The sequence below is a fragment of the Streptomyces sp. AN091965 genome (genome assembly GCF_022698285.1).
Classification (GTDB): Bacteria; Actinomycetota; Actinomycetes; order Streptomycetales; family Streptomycetaceae; genus Streptomyces.
Window position 1 is genome coordinate 1,406,279 of record NZ_JALDMY010000001.1, and the last position, 17,552, is coordinate 1,423,830.

Below are 17,552 nucleotides of genomic sequence, written 5' to 3' on the forward strand. Positions count from 1 at the left end.
CTTGGCCCGGTCGTCCGTGGTGCGCGAGCGCGGCGGCGAGGTGGCGTCTGGGGCGTGCTGGTCGGGCGGGCAGGCCGCGGCGGCACGGTCCGCGCGGGCCGTACGGCCCGCTCTTGGCCGAGCGGCCCCGCTCGCCGCCCGTGCCGCCCGGCAGCCCGTCAACCGCTGCCCACGCTCCAGTCGTCCAGCAGGGTGGACCGCTGGCGCGCGGAGAAGAGCGGCACGCGCGAAAGCCGCAGCCTCGGGTCGGCGGCCACCGCCGCCAGGAAGTTCGCGTAGTGCTCGCAGAGCCCGTCCGCCGTCTCGGCCGCGAACAGGTCCTGGGCGTACAGCAGTCGGCCGGTGATCGTCCCGTCGGCGCGCTCGCCCAGGTGCATTTCGGCGTCGAACCGGGTCCGCACCCGGCCCTCGGTGAAGTACTCGCTCCGCACCCCGGGCAGGGCCAGGAGGTCGGCCGCCGTGCCGGTGTCGCCCGCGTCCAGGTCGAACCAGACCTGGACCAGCGGGTTGCGGCTGAGGTCGCGCACGGGCGACAGCTCCCGCACGATCCGGTCGAACGGCACGTTCTGGTGCGCGTGCGCCGAAAGCAGCGACTCGCGCGCCCGGTCCACCATGGCGGCGAACGCCGGGTCGTCGTCGAGGTGGACGCCGATCGGCAGGGAGTTGGCGAAGAACCCGATGAGTCCCTCGTACGCCACCTTCGCCCGGCCGTTGACCGGGCAGCCGACCGCGAGGGCGGTCTCCGCGGTGTAGCGCGACAGCAGGCCCTGGAAGGCGGCGAGGCACGTCATGAACAGGGAGGCCCCGCGCTCGGTGGACAGGGCCCGCAGCCGGTCGGCGGTCTCGGCGTCGATGTGGACCGCCGCCTCGCCGGCCCGGTAGGTCGGTTCCTTCGGCCGCTGGTGATCGGCGGGCAGCTCCAGTACGGGCGCCAGGCGGCCCAGGGTCTCGCGCCAGTAGCCGAGTTCCTTCTCGTACTCCTGCGTGCCGGTCAGGCCGCTCTGCCACAGGGCGAAGTCGGCGTACTGGGCGTCGAGCGGGGGCAGTTCGGGGGTGCCGGCGGCGGCCTCGGCCCGGTAGGCGGCGGAGAGCTCACCCGCCAGGACGGCCAAGGACTCCCGGTCGAAGGCGATGTGGTGCACCACGATGCCCAGCACGTGGTCGTCCGGCCCCAGCGTGGCCAGCCACAGCCGCAGCGGACCTTCCGCGTCGAGGCGGAACCGGTGGTCGGCTTCGCCGCCGGCGATCCGCAGGGCCTCGGCGACCGGGTCGGCGGCCGAGGTGAGGTCGTGCCGTGCCACCGGCGTCCGCGGGCCGGCGTCGGCGTCCAGGACGCGCTGGAACGGCTCGCCCTGCTCATCGGCCGGATAGCAGGTGCGCAGCACCTCGTGCCGCCGCACCACCAGGTGGACGGCGCGCTCCAGCGCCTCGGTGTCCAGCGGGCCGCGCAGCCGGTAGGCGGTCGGCACGTTGTAGGCCAGGCTGCCCTGGGTGAGCTGGTGGATGAACCACAGTCGGCGCTGGGCCGGTGCGAGCGGCGGACGCTCGGGGCGCGGGTCCCGCTCCTTGCTCACCGGCGCCGAAAGGCCTGCGAGCCGCCTCTCCATAAGCCTGCGGGCGGCGTCCGAAAGGTTGCCCGTCACATTCGACTCCAGTCTTGATCGATGGTCCGGCAAACGGGACGGTACTCGGCCTGAACACAGAGCACAAGGGATTTTAAAACCCTCGACAATTGATCTCCGCGATCAGTAGACTGCACCGCCGGTAAGAGCTCTGCACAACTCGTCCTGGAGGCTCCTGAATGACCGACGACCGCGTCTATCAGATTGTTGTCAATCACGAGGAACAGTACTCGATCTGGGACTCCAAGATGGACATTCCCGCAGGCTGGAGCCCTGTTGGAGTCTCCGGCAGCAGGGCGGAATGCCTGACTCACATCGAGCGGACCTGGGCCGACATCACCCCGCTGAGCGTGCGGAAGAAGTACGCCAAGGAATCGGCCTGAGGGCGTACAGAATTCCTGAGACGATTTCCCGGGCATTCTCGATACCGCCGCGACCATCAGGTCGCGGCGGTATCTTTCGATGGGCGCGTCAGTGATTCAGCGCTTCGGCTATTTCACTCTCGGACATGATGGAAATCGATTCGAGTACGAGTTCTTCGATGGCGACGCACTGCTCGGTGACGGTCCGGAAATCGAATACCGCACGTACCGGGAAGTCGATCGCGAAGACCTCCCGGACTCGTACCGAAAGCCGGGCCGCCGACAGCGAGGTGCCGCCTGCGGCGAAGAAGTCGTCCTCGACCCCGGGCGCGCGCCCGGGCAGCACCTCCAGCCACAGGGCGTGCACCGCCGACTCGGCCGGGGTCCGCGGGGCCACCGCCGCGCGGTCCCCCTCCGAGGGCGCGGGCAGCGCACGGCGGTCGATCTTGCCCGTGACGGTCAGCGGCAGCGCGTCGAGCCGGACGAAGACCGACGGCACCAGGTAGGAGGGCACCTGGCGGCGCAGCTGGGAGCGCAGCTGCGCGTCGCTCGGGCCGGGGGCGTCGCACACCAGGTGGGCCGCGAGCACCGGGGCTCCGTCGGGGCCCGTGGCCGCGGTCACGACCGCCTCCCGCACCCCAGGGCAGCGCAGCAGCACCACCTCGACCTCGGCCGGTTCCACCCGGTATCCGCTGATCTTCAACTGCCCGTCCGCCCGGCCCCGGAACTCCAGGGAGCCGTCGGCCGACCACCGCACCAGGTCCCCGGTGCGGTACATCCGCGCCCCAGGCTCCGCGGCGAACGGATCCGGGACGAACCGCTCGGCGGTGAGGCCGGGCCGCCCCCGGTAGCCGCGCGACACCAGGGCGCCGCCGAGCCACAGCTCGCCGCGCACTCCGCGGGGCACCAGGTGCAGCCGGTCATCGAGCACATAGGCCCGCACCCCGGCGATCGGCCGACCGATGGAGCGGCCCGGCCAGGGACGGGTGAGCGCGTCGGTGGCGGTGGCGACGACGGTGTTCTCCGTCGGGCCGTAGTGGTTGACCACATCGACCCCCGGCGCGTCCTCGGCACGCGGCCGGAACACATCCCCACCGGTCAGCAGCCGCCGCAGCGCGGTCCGCTGCCCGAGCGGCTCGCGGATCAGCAGTTCCGCCAACGCGGTGGGCACGAACGCCGACCCCACGCCCGCCTCCTCCAGGCGCGCGAGCAGGCGCGACGGGGTGCGCACCTCGTCCGCCGAGCACACCTCGAGGCGCGAACCGCCCGCCAGGGCCGGCCAGATCTCCCAGGCCGCGGCGTCGAAGGAGACTCCGGCCGTCTGCGCCGTGGCCGCTCCCGACGCCACGGGGTAGCGGTCGAGGTGCCAGTCGAGGAGGCGGGTGAAGGAGCGGTGGGTGACACCGACACCCTTGGGCAGCCCGGTCGAGCCGGAGGTGTAGACGACGTACAGCAGGCGGTCGGGATCCAGCGCCGCCGGCAGGTCGTGTGCCCCGTGCCCGGTCGCCGACGGCGCCGCCCCGCCGTGCGGGCCGTCGCCGTCCACGAAGTGGTCGACGCGCACCAGGGGGTGCCCGGTCACCTCGGTGAGGCTCTCGGCCCCGGCGTCCCCGAGCACCGCCATCGCGCCGGAATCGCGCAGCAGGTACGCGATCCGCTCGGCCGGAAGCTCCGGCTCCACCGGCACGTACGCCGCCCCCGACCGCACGACGCCCAGCAGGGCGCAGACCAGCTCGGGCCCGCGCGGCAGGCAGACCGCGACCACCCGCTCGGGCCCGGCCCCGTGCTCCCGCAGCGCCCGGGCGATCCGCCGGGACCGCTCGTCGAGCTGACGGTAGGTCAGCCGCCGTTCGCCGGAGCGGACGGCCACCTCGTCCGGAACGCGGGCCACCGTGCGCTCCACGTACGCGTCCACCGTCGCCGGGCCGCGCCGCACGGCAGGCCCGGTGCCCAGGTCGAGCAGTCGCGCGCGCTCGTTGGCCCCGGTGAGCGGGATCGAGTCGAGGGGCCGCCCCGGCTCCGCGGCCGCCGCGGCGAGCAGCGCGGCATAGTGTCCGGCAAGCCCCGCGGCCGTCTCCTCGTCGAACAGCTCCGCCGCGTACAGGAGCCGTCCCGCCAGACCCGCCCCCGCGGGACGCAGATGCAGTTCGGTGTCGAAGCGGGTGGTGGTCTCGGTGACCGGGACCGGCCGGACCCGAACGCCGGGCAGGATCAGCGCGGGCCGGTCCCACTGCGGGTCCGCCAGGTCGAACCAGTGCTGGAACAGCGGATTGCGGTTGGCCTCGCGGGTCACGCCGAGCCCGTCCACGAGCTGCTCCAGCGGCAGTTCCTGGAGGTCCATCGCCTCAAGCACCCGGTCCCGCGCCTGCCGGGTCAGTGCGTCGAGCGACGGTGACCCGGCCAACTCCCCACGCAGCGGCACGGAGTGCGTGAAGAACCCGATGGCCTGCTCCGCCTCCGGGTCCTCACGGCCCGCGAACGGCACCCCCACCAGCACGTCCCGGGCATCTGCGTACCGGCCGAGGAGGTGCTGGTAGGCGGCCAGGCCGACACAGAACAGGGTGGTCCGGTGCGCTTGCGCGACGCGGTACAGGGCGGCGGTGACCTCTTCGGGGATCACGAAGTCGACCCGCCCCGCCCGCGGGCCCGGCCTGGCCGGGCGCGGGCGGTCCGAGGGCAGTTCGAGCACGTGCGGCGCGCCGTCCAGGGCGGTGCGCCACCCGGCCAGGAACTCCTCGCGCTCGGCGGGTCCGAGCGCCGCCCGCTGCCGGGCCGCGTGGGCGGCGTAGTCCTGCCCGGGCGGGAGCTCCAGTGCCGGGCGGCCCCCCGCCAGGGCCCGGTACTGCGCCGACAGCTCCCGCTCGAACAGGCCCCGGGAGATCCCGTCGAAGGCGATGTGGTGCACCTGGACGTGGAAGAGGGCGCTGCCCTCGCCCAGCGCGAACAGCGCGGCCCGCAGCCACGGCGCCGCCGTCAGGTCCATGGGCGTGTTCAGCATCGTCGCCACGGCGGCCTCGGCGGCGCGCTCCGCGTCCGGCGCACCGCTCAGGTCGACGCGCTCCAGGCGGACCGACGTGGCCGCCTCGACCACGGGAACCGGTGTCCCCGAACCGGCGTCGATCCGTGACCGCAGCACCGGGTGGCGCTCCGCGACCGCCCGCAGCGCGCGCTCCAACAGGTCCGCGTCCACCGGGCCGTCAAGGCGGCGGCTGAACGGCGTGAGATAGCCGGACTCCCCCGGCGAGAGCTGGTCGAGGAACCACAGCCGCTCCTGAGCGAAGGACAGCCCGGGCCGACTGGTCGGCTCCCCCGCCGCCGTCCCCTCGGTCATCCGCGCTCCTCGCGCAGCCGGCGCGCTTCCTTGGCCAGTGCCGCAGCGGTCGGCCCTTCGAAGACCGCCCGCATCGGGAGCTGCACTCCGAGCGCGGCGCGCAGCCGGTGCACCACCTGGGTGACCAGCAGCGAGTGCCCGCCCAGGCGGAAGAAGTCGTCGGTGACGCCGATCCGGTCCCGGCCGAGGACCTGGGCCAGCACCTCCGCGGCCGCCCGCTCGGTCTCGTCACGCGGTGCGACCCACTGCGCCCCGCCGCCGTCCGGCAGCGGCAGCGCCTTGCGGTCCACCTTTCCGGTGTCGGTGAGCGGGAACTCCGGCAGGAAGACGTAGGTGCTGGGCACCATGGGCGCGGGCAGCCGAAGGCCGAGGTACTCGCGCAGCTCGCTCGGGACCGGCGGTTCGCCGTCGGCGATCAGATACGCCGCCAGGTAGGCGTCCTGGCCCTCGCCGATCCGCAGCACGGCGGCCCGCTCCACGTCCGCGCGCTCGCGCAGCAACGACTCGATCTCACCCGGCTCGATGCGGTAGCCGTGCAGCTTGAGCTGGAAGTCGACCCGGCCCAGGTACTCCAGGACTCCCCCGGGCCGCCACCGTCCCAGGTCACCGGTGCGGTACATGCGCGCGCCGGGCTCCGCCGCGTAGGGGTCGGGCAGGAACGCGGCGGCTGTCAGGCCCGGGCGCCCCGCGTAGCCACGGGCGGGCGGCCCGCCGCCCACGTAGATCTCGCCCTGGACGTTCGGCGGTACGGGCGAGAGGTTCGCGTCGAGCACGTAGATCCGCGCGCCGGACATGGGCCGTCCCGTCAGCGGGTGGTCGGGCCACTCGGCGGCCGGTGCCGTCAGGCGCGGCGCGGTGACCACGTTCACCTCGGTGGAACCGTAGTGGTTGTCCAGGAACATCTCGGGGTGCTGGTCGCACAGGTCACGGATGGCCGGAGTGATCGCCTGCCGGTCACCGGTGGTGATCAGTTCACGGAGGGTGGCCACCTGGTCGGGTGCGCTCCTGCTGTGCCGGGCGAGCTCGTCGAGCGCGACCACCGGCAGCAGGACCTTGCTCACGGCGTGCCGGGCGATCAGCCCGGCCAGGGCCTCGATGTCGTAGCGCTCCGGCTCGGTGGCGACCACCGCACAACCGCCGAGCCACCACGTGGACATGAGCTCGAGGAAGGCCACGTCGGCGGTCACGGGGAAGTACTGCAGGGCGACCGGGCGCTCGGCGTAGTGCTCCCGGCACCAGTCGAGCAGCGTGATCTGCGGCCCGCTCTGCATGGCGATGCCCTTGGGCCGCCCGGTGGAGCCCGAGGTGTAGATGACGTACAGCAACTGGTCGGCCTCGCCCGCGGGTCCTGCGCCCGGGTCCGTGGCGGTCGGCGCCGGGCGCTCACCGTCCAGCTCGTACACCGGCGTCCCGCCCCAGCCTTCGGCATCCAGACCGGCCGACACCGACCGGTCCGTCACCACGAGGCGCGCCCCGGCGTCGGCAAGCACCGTCCGGGACCTCGCCGCGGGGTGGGCGGGGTCCAGCGGCAGGTACGCCGCGCCCGCCTTGACCACGCCCAGGACCGCGACGGCCAGGCCGGTGCCGCGCGTGACGCACAGCCCGACCACGGTCTCTGGCCCGCACCCCAGCGCCCGCAGGTCACGGGCGAGGGCCTCGGCCTCCTCGTTCAGTTGCCGGTAGCTCAGCGCGGTGCCGTCCGAGATCACGGCGGGCTCGTCGGGGGCCTTGGCGGCCCAGACGTCGAAGCCCTCAAGGACCGTGCGGGCCGACCGGCTCGGGGCCGCCTGCTGCTCTTGTGCCATGGCGCACTCCAGATCTTCGTGTCGTTGTTGTCGGGGCGTCGCGGGCTCAGCGAGCCGCGGGGGTGGGCAGCAGCACCGGTAGCGCACGCGGTCCACGGAGCATGGGCCCGTACGTCCACACCACCTCGTCGAAGGGCACAGCCAGTTGGATCCCGTCCAGGCGGCGGAAGAGGATGTCGAGGGCGATCTCGCCCTCCAGGCGGGCGAGATGGGCGCCCAGGCACAGGTGGGCGCCGTGGCCGAAGCCGAGGTGGCCCGAGCCGCCGCGGTCGGCACGGAAGGTGTCCGGGTCGGGGAACCGGGCCGGATCACGGTTGGCCGCGGCGAGCGACACAAGGAGCGCGTCCCCCTTGCCGATGCGCACCCCGCCGAGGTCCAGGTCCTCCTTGGCGTAGCGGTACACCGTGGACTGGACCGCGGCGTCGTAGCGCAGCAGTTCGTTCACGGCCGACTGCCAGGTGATGCGTCCCTCGCGGATCGCCGCCAGCTGGTCCGGGTGCTGCAGCAGCCGGTAGACCGCCGTGCCCAGGAACTGAACGGTCGTCACGTGACCGGCGCCGAGCACCGACAGGATCATCGCCGCCAGTTCGTTGTCGTCGCGCAGCTCGCCCGTCTCCAGGCCCCGGACCAGGTGGGTGCCGACATCGGGCCCGGGATGGGTGCGCTTGTACGCGGCCAGTTTGGCCGTGTACTCAAGGAGTTCGCCCAGCTTGTCCACGTCCAGCGGGTCGGTCAGGCCCGTGTGGTAGAAGAGGTCGAGGCAGTGCGCCGGGGACTCGCGCTGCTCCGGCGGGATCCCGAGCACCTCGTGGATGATCGCCACCGGCACCGGCAGCGAGAAGTGCTCGACGAGGTCGCAGCTCTCCAGGCCCGCCATGGTGTCGAGGGCCTCATCGGTGATGCGGACCATCATGTCCCGCATCCGCTCGACGGCGCCCGCGCTGAAGGCACCCGCCACCAGGCGACGCAGCCGGGCGTGTTCGGGCCGGTCCAGGTCGAGCAGTCCGCGTGCGGGATCCCACTCACCGCTGCCGAAGGCACCCTGCGCTCCCGCCGAGTTGCGGTCGTCGTTGCTCAGGCGCGGGTCGGTCAGGCAGGCGCGGGCGAGGTCGTAGGTGGTGACCAGCCAGGTGGTGCCCTCGCGGTGGGGGGTGTAGACCTCGCTGACCGGCGCGTGCTCACGCAGCCAGGCGTAGTTGGCGTAAGGGTCGGGGTCGCCGGTCTCCTTGAGCGAGCCGGACACATAGGGGTCGGATGCCACGGGTTCCTCTCTTCCGGTCGGCTCGGTGTTCACTGGGCCGCCCTCGCGGCGACCGCGTCGGCCAGGTCCGCGGCGAGCACGTCGACCAGCGGTTCGGGGGCGCGCAGGAAGGCGTGGTGGTCTCCCGGCAGCACCGTGCGCGCGCACCACCCCGCGGGGGCGCACTCCTCCCAGCCGGTCATGCGCTCCGGTGCGACCTCCTGGTCGTCGTGCCAGCCGAGGGGGCGGACGCGCGTGGGCAGCACGACCGGCTCGGGGGTGCGGTAGGCGCGGTTCGCCGCGAGGTCCGCGTTCATGACGCCCAGGCCCAGGTCGATCAGGTCCGGCACCGGCTCCGCGCCCATGACCCGGGTGAGGCGCTCCAGTTCGCCGCGCAGCCCCGTCTCGTCCATCGTGAGGTAGCGGCCGTAGGGGCCCTGGTGCGGGGCCACCTGGGAGGACATGAAGAGCACGTCGGGGACGGGCATGCCGAGCTCGGCAAGGCGGTGCGCCGTCGCGAAGGCCGCGAGGGCGCCGCCGCAGTGGCCGAAGAAGCCGAACGGCCGGTCGAGGTGGGGCAGCAGGGCCGGCGCCAGGTCGGCGGCGAGCGCCTCATAGGTGCCGAAGTGCTCCTCCCGCACCCGGTTCTCGCGACCCGGCAACTGGATGCGGCACACCTCGGCCGGTCCTACCCGGTCCGGCCACTTGTTGTACATCGACGCGCCGGTCCCCGAGTACGGAAAGCAGAACAGCCGGGCGGGGGCGTCCGCCGCCGGGGTGCGCAGCAGCCATCGCTTCTTCTTCGGCGGCCTCTGCGACGCCTGCGGCTTCTGTGGTGTCCGGGGTGTCTGTGGTGTCTGTGGTGTCTGCGCGGTCATGCGACGGTCTCCGGGCGCGGCAGGGGCGCGTGGGCGGCCAGGGCTTCGGCCGCGCCGTCGCGCAGGACGGCGGTCACGGGAAGGGAGCTGATGCCCGCCACGAAGTTGGACTTCAGATGGCGGACCGGCCCCGCGGGCCGGAACTCGGCCACGAGCCGGACGATCTCCTGGAACATCACGCGCAGCGCGATGCGGGCCAGCGGCGCGCCGATGCAGTAGTGCGGTCCGAAGCCGAAGGCCACGTGCCGGTTCGGACTGCGGTCGACGGCGAAGCGGTACGGGTCGGGGAAGACGGAGGCGTCCCGGTTCGCCGAGCCCAGCCAGGCGACCACGGCGTCGCCGCGAGCGATCCGCACACCGTTCTGCTCGGTGTCCTTGACGGCGTACCGCATGAAGTGGTTGGCCGGCGAGGACCAGCGCAGGCCCTCCTCCACGGCGCTGGTCACCAGGGCCGGTTCGGTCAGGAGCCGACGGTACTGATCAGGGTGCTCCATGAGGGCGAGCACGGTCGCCGCCAGGGCGTGCGGGGTGGTGACGTTCGCGCCCAGGAGCAGGCTGTAGCAGTTGTACACCAGCTCGTCCTGGCGCAGCGGGCGACCGTCGGGCTTCATCCGGAGCAGGAATCCGGTGAGGTCGTCGCCGGGCGCGGCGGAGACCGTGCGCACCCGCTGGGCGAAGTACTCGAACAGCTCGTGGTGGGCGGAGAGCAGCGTCGTGTGCCCCCCGCCCGCCTCGAACGCCGGGTCCTCGGGGGCGACCGCCATCGTGGTCAGGTGGGCGAGCCGGGCCCAGTCCTCCTCGGGCAGGCCCATCAGCGCCCCGGTGAAGGCCATCGGGAAGGCCGTGGCGGCCCGCGCCAGGTCCAGCGGTCCTTCGGCGAGCGGCGCGAGCAGCCGCAGCACCACCTCGCGGATGCGTGGCTCCCAGTGCGCGAGGGCGCGGGCCGACAGCGCCTTGCCCATCGGCTCGCGCAGCGCGGTGTGCACGGGCGGGTCGCTGGCCGCCATCATCAGGCCGCCGGCCGGGTCGAAGGAGCCCAGGATGGACAGCAGCGTGCCGCGCTGCGAGGTGTACCGGGTGTGGTCGCGCAGCACGTCGTTGACGTCGCGATAGGAGGTCACCGACCAGAAGGAGCGGCCGTCGGGCAGGGTCCGGCGGTGGACCGGTTCCCGCTCGCGCAGCGCGTGCCACAGGGTGTGCGGGTCGCCCGAGGCGTACAGCTCGGGGTCCGCGAGGTCGATGGTGTCGAGCGCGATGTCCACCGTCGCCGCGGGGCTGCCGATCCTCATCGGACGCTCTCCCTCAACTCGGCGATCAGCTCGGCGAGTTCGGCGACCGTGGGGTTCTCGTAGAAGGACCGGGCGGTGACGAACACCCCCTGGACCTGGCCGATCTCCCCGGTGATCGCGGCGGCGACGAGCGAGTGTCCGCCCACTTCGAAGAAGTCGTCGTCGACACCGACCTCGTCGATCCCAAGGAGGTCGCACCAGAGCTGCGCGAGCCACCGCTCCAGTTCGTGTCCGGGCAGGCGCAGCGGCACGTCGGTCTCGGGCCGGGCGCGTTCCCCGCGTGCCGCAAGGGCGCGCCGGTCGACCTTGCCGGTGCTGCCCAGCGGCAGGCTGTCCAACTGGACGAAGGAGCCGGGCACCAGATGGGCGGGCAGCTTCTCGGCCAGGGCGCGCCGCAGGCCGGGAAGGTGCACCGGCTGCTCCTGCTGGCCCGTCACATACGCGACCAGAGCGCGCGCTCCGGTGGGCCCGGTACGGGCGACGACCGCGCTGTCCCCGACGCCGGGCAGCTCGCGCAGCGCCGCCTCCACCTCGCCGGGTTCCACTCTGAATCCGCGGATCTTCACCTGGTCGTCCACGCGCCCGTGGAACTCCAGGACCCCGTCCGGCCGCCGCAGGGCCAGGTCGCCGGTGCGGTACAGGCGGGCGCCCGGCGTACCCGAGAACGGGTCGGGGACGAACCGCTCGGCGGTGGCCGCCGGAAGGCCCCAGTAGCCGTGGGCGACACCTCTGCCGCCCGCGTACAGCTCCCCCACGGTTCCGTCGGCCACGGGGCGCAGCCGCTCGTCGAGCAGATGTGCCTGGGTGCCGGGGATCGGGCGCCCGATGGGCACCTGCGGGGCGGAGACCGGTTCCGCCATGGCGTGGCAGCACGTGAACGTGGTGTTCTCCGTCGGGCCGTAGCCGTTCACCAGCGTCAGTCCGGGGAGGGCCGCGAGCATCGCGTCGACGTGCCGGGGTGAGAGGACGTCGCCGCCCGCGAGCAGCCTGCGCACTCCCGCGAGGCGCGGGTCGGGCCGCTCCGCGACCAGGTGGAACAGGCCGGCGGTGAGCCACATCGCGGTGACCCCTTCCGCCTCGACGACCTCGGCGAGCCGTTCCGGGGTCACCTCACCGGCCGGGAACACCGCGAGGCGCGCACCGTTCAGCAGGGGCGCCCACAGCTCCAGCGTCGAGGCGTCGAACGCGGCCGGTGCCAGGTGGAGCACCACGTCCCCGGGCCCGACCGGCAGCACGTCGCTGTCCTGGACCAGGCGCAGTACCGCACCGTGCGGCACCAGCACGCCCTTGGGCTCGCCGGTGGTGCCGGAGGTGTAGGCGAGGTAGGCCGCGTCCTGGCCGCCGCCCGGCGGGACGGCCGCGGGGGCGGTGCCGGCCGGCGCGGCTGCGGGGTCGAGGGAGTCCAGGTACACCGGCTTGGCCTCGGCGAGCAGTTCGGCGGGCACTTCTGGATGGGTGACCAGGAGTCCGGCGCCGCAGTCGCGCAGCAGGGACGCCGACCGTACGGCGGGTTCGCCCGGGTTCAGCGCCACGTAGAAGCCGCCGGTCTTCAGCACCGCGAGCAGGGCGATGACCAGGTGTGGTGAGCGTTCGATGCGGACGCCCACCGGACGGCCCGGCCCGGCGCCGAGATCGCGCAGCTGGGCGGCCACCGCGTCGGCCGCGGCGTCCACCTGCGCGTACGTCAGGACGGTGCCGTCGCAACTGAGGGCCGGGGCCTGTGGGGTCGCACGGGCCTGAGCCGTGAACTGGCCGTGCACGGTGGCCCGGCTGTCGTCGCGGATCACGGAGCTCTGGTGCTGGTTCATGCCGTGTCCTTTCCTGGCGAGTTCGAGACGTGGGTGCCGGAGTCGACGAGCGCGGTCCAGGTGGCGGTCGCGGTCGCCAGGAGCTGCTCCGTGGCGTCGTACAGGGCGCTGTCGACCCGCAGCAGCCGCCCGCTGACGGCGCCGCGCCTGGCCACCACCACGCACGGCTCACCGGCTCGCGGCGCGCGCCGCACGACGGCGGTCATCCGGCTCAGAAGACGGGGGCGGGCCAGCGGGTCGTCGGCCCAGCCGCCGGGGCAGTCGAGCGCGCTCCACACGAGCTCGTCCGGGACGGGGGAGCCGTCGGCGATCCCCTCGGCGGCGGGAGTCCAGGGGGTGGCCACGGTGCCCGGTACGCCGTCCACCGGCCCCGGGGCCAGAGCGAGGCCGTCCCGGGCGGGGCGGCTGTGCCCGCACGCGAAGCAGGTGGGGAACGGGTGACCCGCGTGCCCCGCGAAGCGGGCCGCGGCAGCTCGCGCGGTGACCGGGTCCACGGAGGGCGGTGGCTCGACGGGGGCGCGGCCGGGCGCCACCGTGGCGATCAGCCGGGTGCCGTGGGTGACCGTGGACCGTCGCGGGCCGGGGGTGAAGGTCAGCAGCTCGTCCAGCGGGGTGGGCTCGGTCAGGGTCACGGTGGCGGTGGCGCCCTGGTGGGGGGCCGCGAGGGCGGCGAACCGGCCGGAGACGTATCCGCCGTGTCCGGAGTCGGGCGGTCCGTTGTAGCGGGCCGGGATCCGGAGTTCGTGTCGCTCAGCCAACACCGGCGCCGTCCCGCTGGGCGACGGCCTCGTCCACGACGGCGGCGAAGCGCGCCAGGGTCGAGGCGCGGAAGACCGCGCGGGCGGGCAGCCGCACGCGGAACCCGGCCCGGACGCGGGCGATCAGCCGCATGGCCAGGAGCGACTGTCCGCCGAGGGTGAGGAAGTCGGAGTCGCGACCCACGCGTTCGACCCGGAGCAGGTCCTGCCACATCTGGGCGATGGTCTGCTCGGTCTCGGTGCGCGGGGCCTCGTACGGCGGCTCGTCGGATGCGCCTCGCGGGTGGTGCGCGGCCTGCCGGGCCAGTGCGAGGCGGTCGATCTTTCCGCTGGTCAGCCGGGGCAGGGTCGGGTGCCGCCAGTAGCTTTCGGGGAGGGCGGCGGAGACCAGGCGCTGGGCGAGGAAGTCGCGCAGACCGGCGTCGTCGGGCGTCTTCTCGCCCGGCACCAGGTGCGCAGCGAGGCGGATGCCCTCGTGTTCGGGGTCCTCCACCACGACCACGGCCGCCTGGCTGACGTCGGGGTGCAGCAGCAGGGCGTGTTCGACGTCGGAGGGCTCCACGCGGACCCCGCGGATCTTGACCTGGTGATCCACGCGGCCGAGGAACTCCAGTGCTCCGTCGGGCCGTTCGCGCACGAGGTCGCCGGTCCGGTAGAGCCGGCCGCCGGGGGCGCCGTACGGGTCGGGCACGAAGCGCTCGGCGGTCGCGGCGGCGGCCCCCGCATACCCCCAGGCCACGCTGGTACCGCCGATCAGCAGCTCACCGGCGGTACCGGCCGGGACCGGGGCACCGGCCTCGTCGGCGACCACCGCGTGCACCCCGTCGAGGGGGCGGCCGATGGGCATGGCGTCCAGTGCCTCGTCCCCGGGGGCGATCTCGTGGGTGAGGACGTCGATGCACGTCTCGGTGGGGCCGTACTGGTTGAAGATCCGGGCACCCGTCAGGTCCAGGACCTGCCGGATCAGATCGCCGGGCAGCCGCTCGCCCGCGATCAGCAGATGGCGCAGCGAGGCCAGGGCCGCGGCTCCGCCCTCGGAGATGAACTCGCGCAGCAGGGAGGGCACGGAGTGCATCACGGTGACCCGGTGGCGGTCGAACAGCGCCGCGAGTTCTTCGGGTTCGGCCTCAAGGCCGTCGGGGGCCACGAGCAGGGTGGCACCGAAGCACAGGGGCGCGAGCACCACCCAGAACGAGCAGTCGAAGACCAGGGATCCCCAGTGGACGACGGTGTCGTCAGGGCCGATGGGGTAACGGGTCTGCCCCCACAGGAAGCGGTTCTGCACGGCGCTGTGCGGCACCTGCACCGGCTTGGGCCGCCCCGAGGAGCCGGAGGTGTGCAGGACGTACGCGAGGTCCGTCAGATCCGGACCGGGCGGCAGCGCCACGTCCGGGGCCCCGTCCACGGCCAGCAGGGCGTCCAGGCGCAGCGCGTCGGGGAAGAGCTCCGCCCCGTCGGCGTCGGCGAGGACGACGGCGGGCGCGAGCCGCGTCACGTTCTCGCGTACGGCCGTGGCGGCCTGGCGCACGTCGAAGGGCGCCACGGCGGCTCCGGAGGCGAGGGTGCCGACCAGAGCGAGGACCTGCTCCGTGGACCGCGCGGAGCACAGGGCCACGGTGTCTCCCGGCCCGATCCCCTTGCCGCGCAGGACGTGCGCGACCCGGGCAGCGATCGCCACCAATTCCGCATAAGTGAAATGGCGCATTCCGTCGGTGAGTGCCACCGCGTCGGGACAGCGCACCCGTGTCTCAGATATCAGGTCCCATACTGTCGTCTCTTTTTGGGCATGGCCAAGCGAACGCTGCACAGTCACCATGAACCCCCGTTTCGGGAACTGTGGCGGAAAGGAGAAGAAGGGGTGGGTCAGGTCGCCGGTACGTCGGATGTACTGGACTCGGCGGATTCCGCGGAGTTCTCCGCGGCACTCTCGTTCTGATCCGCATTCGGCGCGTGCAGATTGCGTACGGCCGGGAGCATGAGCACCACAGAATTAGCAAGGAGCTGCCAGCCGACGCCGATGGCCAGGACCAGGCCGATGCTGGTCTGTTCCGCCAGCGGACCGGCGAGGGCGAGCCCGACAGGACCGACCGAATAGGCTCCGAAGGTCACGTACGACATCACCCGGGACAGGCTGTCCGCGGGCACGTGCTGCTGGATCGTCGTCATCCAGAGGCTGTTGAACACCGCGCTCGACACGCCGGCCACGAGGGCCGCGGCGCACACCGTCCACAGCGGGGCGCGGACGGCGAGGGCCGCTGAGGGAGCCGCCCACAGGAACGTGATCAATGTGGTCACGACCAGCGGGCGCGAGGGCCGTCGGCCGAGCAGCAGCAGTCCGCCGAGCAGCGAGCCGCCGCCGAAGGTGCCGACGATCAGCCCCCAGGCCTCGGACCCGCCGTAGCTGCGGCCCGCCGAGACGGGGCCGAGGACCAAGTAGGGCGCCCACACCAGCAGGTTGAACAGAGTGAACTGGAGGGTGACGGTCCACAACCACGTGTGGGCCGAGAAGGCCCGCCATCCGGCCCGCAGTTCGGCCACCATGGAGCTGCCGCCGGAGTCGGGCGCCCGGTTGCCGGCCCGCAGCATGAGCAGGGCGCCGACGCTCACCACATAGCTCAGCGCGTCCACCAGCAGGACCGTGGCCGCCGAGGTGACCGCGACCAGGACGCCCGCGAGCGCCGGACCGCCCACGCTCGCGGCCGACTGGGCCATCCCGAGCAGGGAGTTGGCCTCCGGCAGCCGGTCCTTCGGGGCGAGTTGCGGCACCAGACCGTCGAACGAGGGACGGAACAGGGCCTCGCCGACCCCACCGCAGGCGGCGAGGGTGAGTACCACCCACAGGGGAACGGGCCCGATCAGCAACAGCACGGCCAGGGCACCCTGGCTGAGGGCGCGCACGGAGTCGGCCACCAGCATCACCAGGCGCCGCGGCAGCCGGTCGCCGAGCACCCCGCCGCCGAGGAGCAACAGCACCATCGGCACGATGCGCGCGGCGAGGACCAGACTCAGGTCGGTGGGTGATCCGTCGTTGTGCAGGACCGCGAACGCCAGCGCCACGGACGCCATCGACGTACCGAGGTTGGACGTGACGTAGCCGACGAAGAAGACGGAGAAATCACGGTCCCGAAATACCGCGAACCGCTCCCGAGACCCCATCAATGGCCGGTCCTGGCCGATATGGGAAAGGATTCCTGTGGGGTGACTGCTCGCACTGACACGAAATCCTTTCGTGTGGCGGACAACTTGTGGCCCGAACGGCCGTGTGGCGGACAACTTTTGGCTTGAACGACCGGAGCCTACGTATCGTCGACGACGGACGTCAACCAAAAACATCCCTGTTCGTAGCAGCAGTGGGACACAGGGTTGCCGCCGTGTGAGCTGCACTACATGGCGATAGCGATGGCCGAAGAGCACACCACGGGGCACGCGGACCGCACACACCTGGCGTCCGCCCCCACAGCACGGGCGCGGATGGGGGGCCGAGTCGGCAGCCGTCCGGCCCGTCCTGCGCCAACTCACCCTTCACCGACGACCGAACCGGTGATCTGGAGGGTGGTCACCACCGGATGCGTGAGGCAAGATCTGCGGGCATGGCGAAACCCATAGCTGTGGTGACCGGTGCCAGTAGCGGGATCGGGCTTGCTTCCGCCCGCCGTCTGGCCTCCGATGGATTCGACGTCGTCGTCGCGGCGCGTCGCTTCGACAGGCTCGAAACCCTGGCGAAGGAGATCGGAGGGCGAGCGATCCGGCTGGACGTCACCGACGCCCAGTCGGTCGCGGAGCTGGCCGAGTCGGTGTCCGGGTGCAAGGTCCTCGTGAACAACGCGGGCTGCTCCCTGGGAGTGGACCGGATCGCGGACCTCGACCCGGAGGCCTGTCTGCGCATGTACGAGATCAATGTCCTGGGCACGATCCGCGTGACGCAGAAGCTGCTGCCCGCGCTGCGGGCGAGCGGTGACGCGAGGATCGTGGTGATCACCTCGCTGACCGGCTACCAGACCTATCCCGGTGCCGCGGGCTACGCGTCGGCGAAGTACGGTCAGGTGGCGGTCGCCGACACCCTGCGCAAGGAGATGCAGGGAACGCCCGTGCAGGTGATCGAGATCGCCCCCGGCCTGGTGCGCACCGAGTTCAACCTCGTGCGGTTCGGCGGCGACGAGAAGAAGGCCGAAGCGGCGTACGGGGAGATCCAACCGCTGAGCGCCGATGACGTCGCCGACTGTGTGAGCTGGGCTGTGGCCAAACCGGCGGGCGTCAACGTAGAGTTGATCAAGGTGCTGCCCAACTTCTGAGCGCACGGGTCGTGTTCCACGCATGCGGACGCGGCCGTCTGCTAGGGGCACCACTGTGGAATGACACCGCGCCCGGCCGAGGTCAGGCTCACGGGCAGGCGGGTTGTCGGCGATACCTGACGTGACACCGGTGGTGCGCCCGCGTTGCGGCGATCACCGTTGAGGTG

Annotated in this window: 12 protein-coding genes; 2 read left to right on the forward strand and 10 right to left on the reverse strand. The window is 72.7% G+C overall.

Going from position 1 to position 17,552, the window contains the following annotated elements:
- Window positions 1-158: 158 nt before the first annotated feature.
- The gene (locus MQV74_RS05275) at window positions 159-1,643 is read right to left on the reverse strand and encodes a condensation domain-containing protein (protein ID WP_242714848.1); all 1,485 of its coding nucleotides are present in this window, start codon (window positions 1,641-1,643) and stop codon (window positions 159-161) included.
- Window positions 1,644-1,801: 158 nt separating this feature from the next.
- Between MQV74_RS05275 and MQV74_RS05280 the strand changes: the two genes are divergently transcribed.
- Window positions 1,802-2,005 carry an MbtH family protein gene (locus tag MQV74_RS05280; protein WP_242714849.1) on the forward strand — a complete coding sequence of 68 codons (204 nt, stop codon included), beginning with the start codon at window positions 1,802-1,804 and terminating at the stop codon, window positions 2,003-2,005.
- Between the two features lie 88 nt (window positions 2,006-2,093).
- Here the strand turns inward: MQV74_RS05280 and MQV74_RS05285 are convergent, their stop codons facing one another.
- From MQV74_RS05285 to MQV74_RS05325, 9 genes are read right to left on the reverse strand one after another with little or no spacing between them, the layout of a single operon-like run.
- Window positions 2,094-5,315: a non-ribosomal peptide synthetase gene (locus MQV74_RS05285; RefSeq protein WP_242714850.1), complete on the reverse strand. Its 3,222-nt coding sequence runs from the start codon at window positions 5,313-5,315 to the stop codon at window positions 2,094-2,096.
- Window positions 5,312-7,120, reverse strand: a complete 1,809-nt coding sequence (locus MQV74_RS05290) for a non-ribosomal peptide synthetase (protein ID WP_242714851.1) — start codon at window positions 7,118-7,120, stop codon at window positions 5,312-5,314. Before MQV74_RS05290 ends, MQV74_RS05285 begins: the two co-directional genes overlap by 4 nt.
- Window positions 7,121-7,166: 46 nt before the next feature.
- Complete coding sequence (locus MQV74_RS05295) at window positions 7,167-8,381, reverse strand: cytochrome P450 family protein (protein ID WP_242714852.1); 1,215 nt, start codon at window positions 8,379-8,381, stop codon at window positions 7,167-7,169.
- A 29-nt stretch (window positions 8,382-8,410) separates the two neighbouring features.
- Window positions 8,411-9,238, reverse strand: a complete 828-nt coding sequence (locus MQV74_RS05300; protein WP_242714853.1) for a thioesterase II family protein — start codon at window positions 9,236-9,238, stop codon at window positions 8,411-8,413.
- Window positions 9,235-10,527 (reverse strand): cytochrome P450, encoded by a 1,293-nt coding sequence (locus MQV74_RS05305; protein WP_242714854.1) that lies wholly within the window; start codon window positions 10,525-10,527, stop codon window positions 9,235-9,237. Before MQV74_RS05305 ends, MQV74_RS05300 begins: the two co-directional genes overlap by 4 nt.
- A complete protein-coding gene (locus MQV74_RS05310; RefSeq protein ID WP_242714855.1) occupies window positions 10,524-12,335 on the reverse strand; it encodes a non-ribosomal peptide synthetase in 1,812 nt (603 codons plus the stop codon). Before MQV74_RS05310 ends, MQV74_RS05305 begins: the two co-directional genes overlap by 4 nt.
- The gene (locus tag MQV74_RS05315) at window positions 12,332-13,093 is read right to left on the reverse strand and encodes a hypothetical protein (protein WP_242714856.1); all 762 of its coding nucleotides are present in this window, start codon (window positions 13,091-13,093) and stop codon (window positions 12,332-12,334) included. The genes MQV74_RS05310 and MQV74_RS05315 overlap by 4 nt, the downstream gene beginning before the upstream one ends.
- On the reverse strand, window positions 13,086-14,909 hold the full coding sequence (locus tag MQV74_RS05320) for a non-ribosomal peptide synthetase (protein WP_278194088.1): 1,824 nt from the start codon (window positions 14,907-14,909) through the stop codon (window positions 13,086-13,088). The genes MQV74_RS05315 and MQV74_RS05320 overlap by 8 nt, the downstream gene beginning before the upstream one ends.
- A gap of 47 nt (window positions 14,910-14,956) precedes the next feature.
- On the reverse strand, window positions 14,957-16,249 hold the full coding sequence (locus MQV74_RS05325) for an MFS transporter (protein WP_242714858.1): 1,293 nt from the start codon (window positions 16,247-16,249) through the stop codon (window positions 14,957-14,959).
- A gap of 434 nt (window positions 16,250-16,683) precedes the next feature.
- Between MQV74_RS05325 and MQV74_RS05330 the strand changes: the two genes are divergently transcribed.
- On the forward strand, window positions 16,684-17,385 hold the full coding sequence (locus MQV74_RS05330; RefSeq protein ID WP_242714859.1) for an SDR family oxidoreductase: 702 nt from the start codon (window positions 16,684-16,686) through the stop codon (window positions 17,383-17,385).
- Window positions 17,386-17,552 lie beyond the last annotated feature (167 nt).

Excerpts from the sequence above, each read along its gene's own strand:
- MQV74_RS05280 (WP_242714849.1), top strand. The coding sequence starts at position 1,802 with ATGACCGACGACCGCGTCTATCAGATTGTTGTCAATCACGAGGAACAG.
- MQV74_RS05285 (WP_242714850.1), bottom strand. The coding sequence starts at position 5,315 with ATGACCGAGGGGACGGCGGCGGGGGAGCCGACCAGTCGGCCCGGGCTG.
- MQV74_RS05290 (WP_242714851.1), bottom strand. The coding sequence starts at position 7,120 with ATGGCACAAGAGCAGCAGGCGGCCCCGAGCCGGTCGGCCCGCACGGTC.
- MQV74_RS05300 (WP_242714853.1), bottom strand. The coding sequence starts at position 9,238 with ATGACCGCGCAGACACCACAGACACCACAGACACCCCGGACACCACAG.
- MQV74_RS05305 (WP_242714854.1), bottom strand. The coding sequence starts at position 10,527 with ATGAGGATCGGCAGCCCCGCGGCGACGGTGGACATCGCGCTCGACACC.
- MQV74_RS05310 (WP_242714855.1), bottom strand. The coding sequence starts at position 12,335 with ATGAACCAGCACCAGAGCTCCGTGATCCGCGACGACAGCCGGGCCACC.
- MQV74_RS05320 (WP_278194088.1), bottom strand. The coding sequence starts at position 14,909 with ATGGTGACTGTGCAGCGTTCGCTTGGCCATGCCCAAAAAGAGACGACA.
- MQV74_RS05325 (WP_242714858.1), bottom strand. The coding sequence starts at position 16,249 with ATGGGGTCTCGGGAGCGGTTCGCGGTATTTCGGGACCGTGATTTCTCC.
- MQV74_RS05330 (WP_242714859.1), top strand. The coding sequence starts at position 16,684 with ATGGCGAAACCCATAGCTGTGGTGACCGGTGCCAGTAGCGGGATCGGG.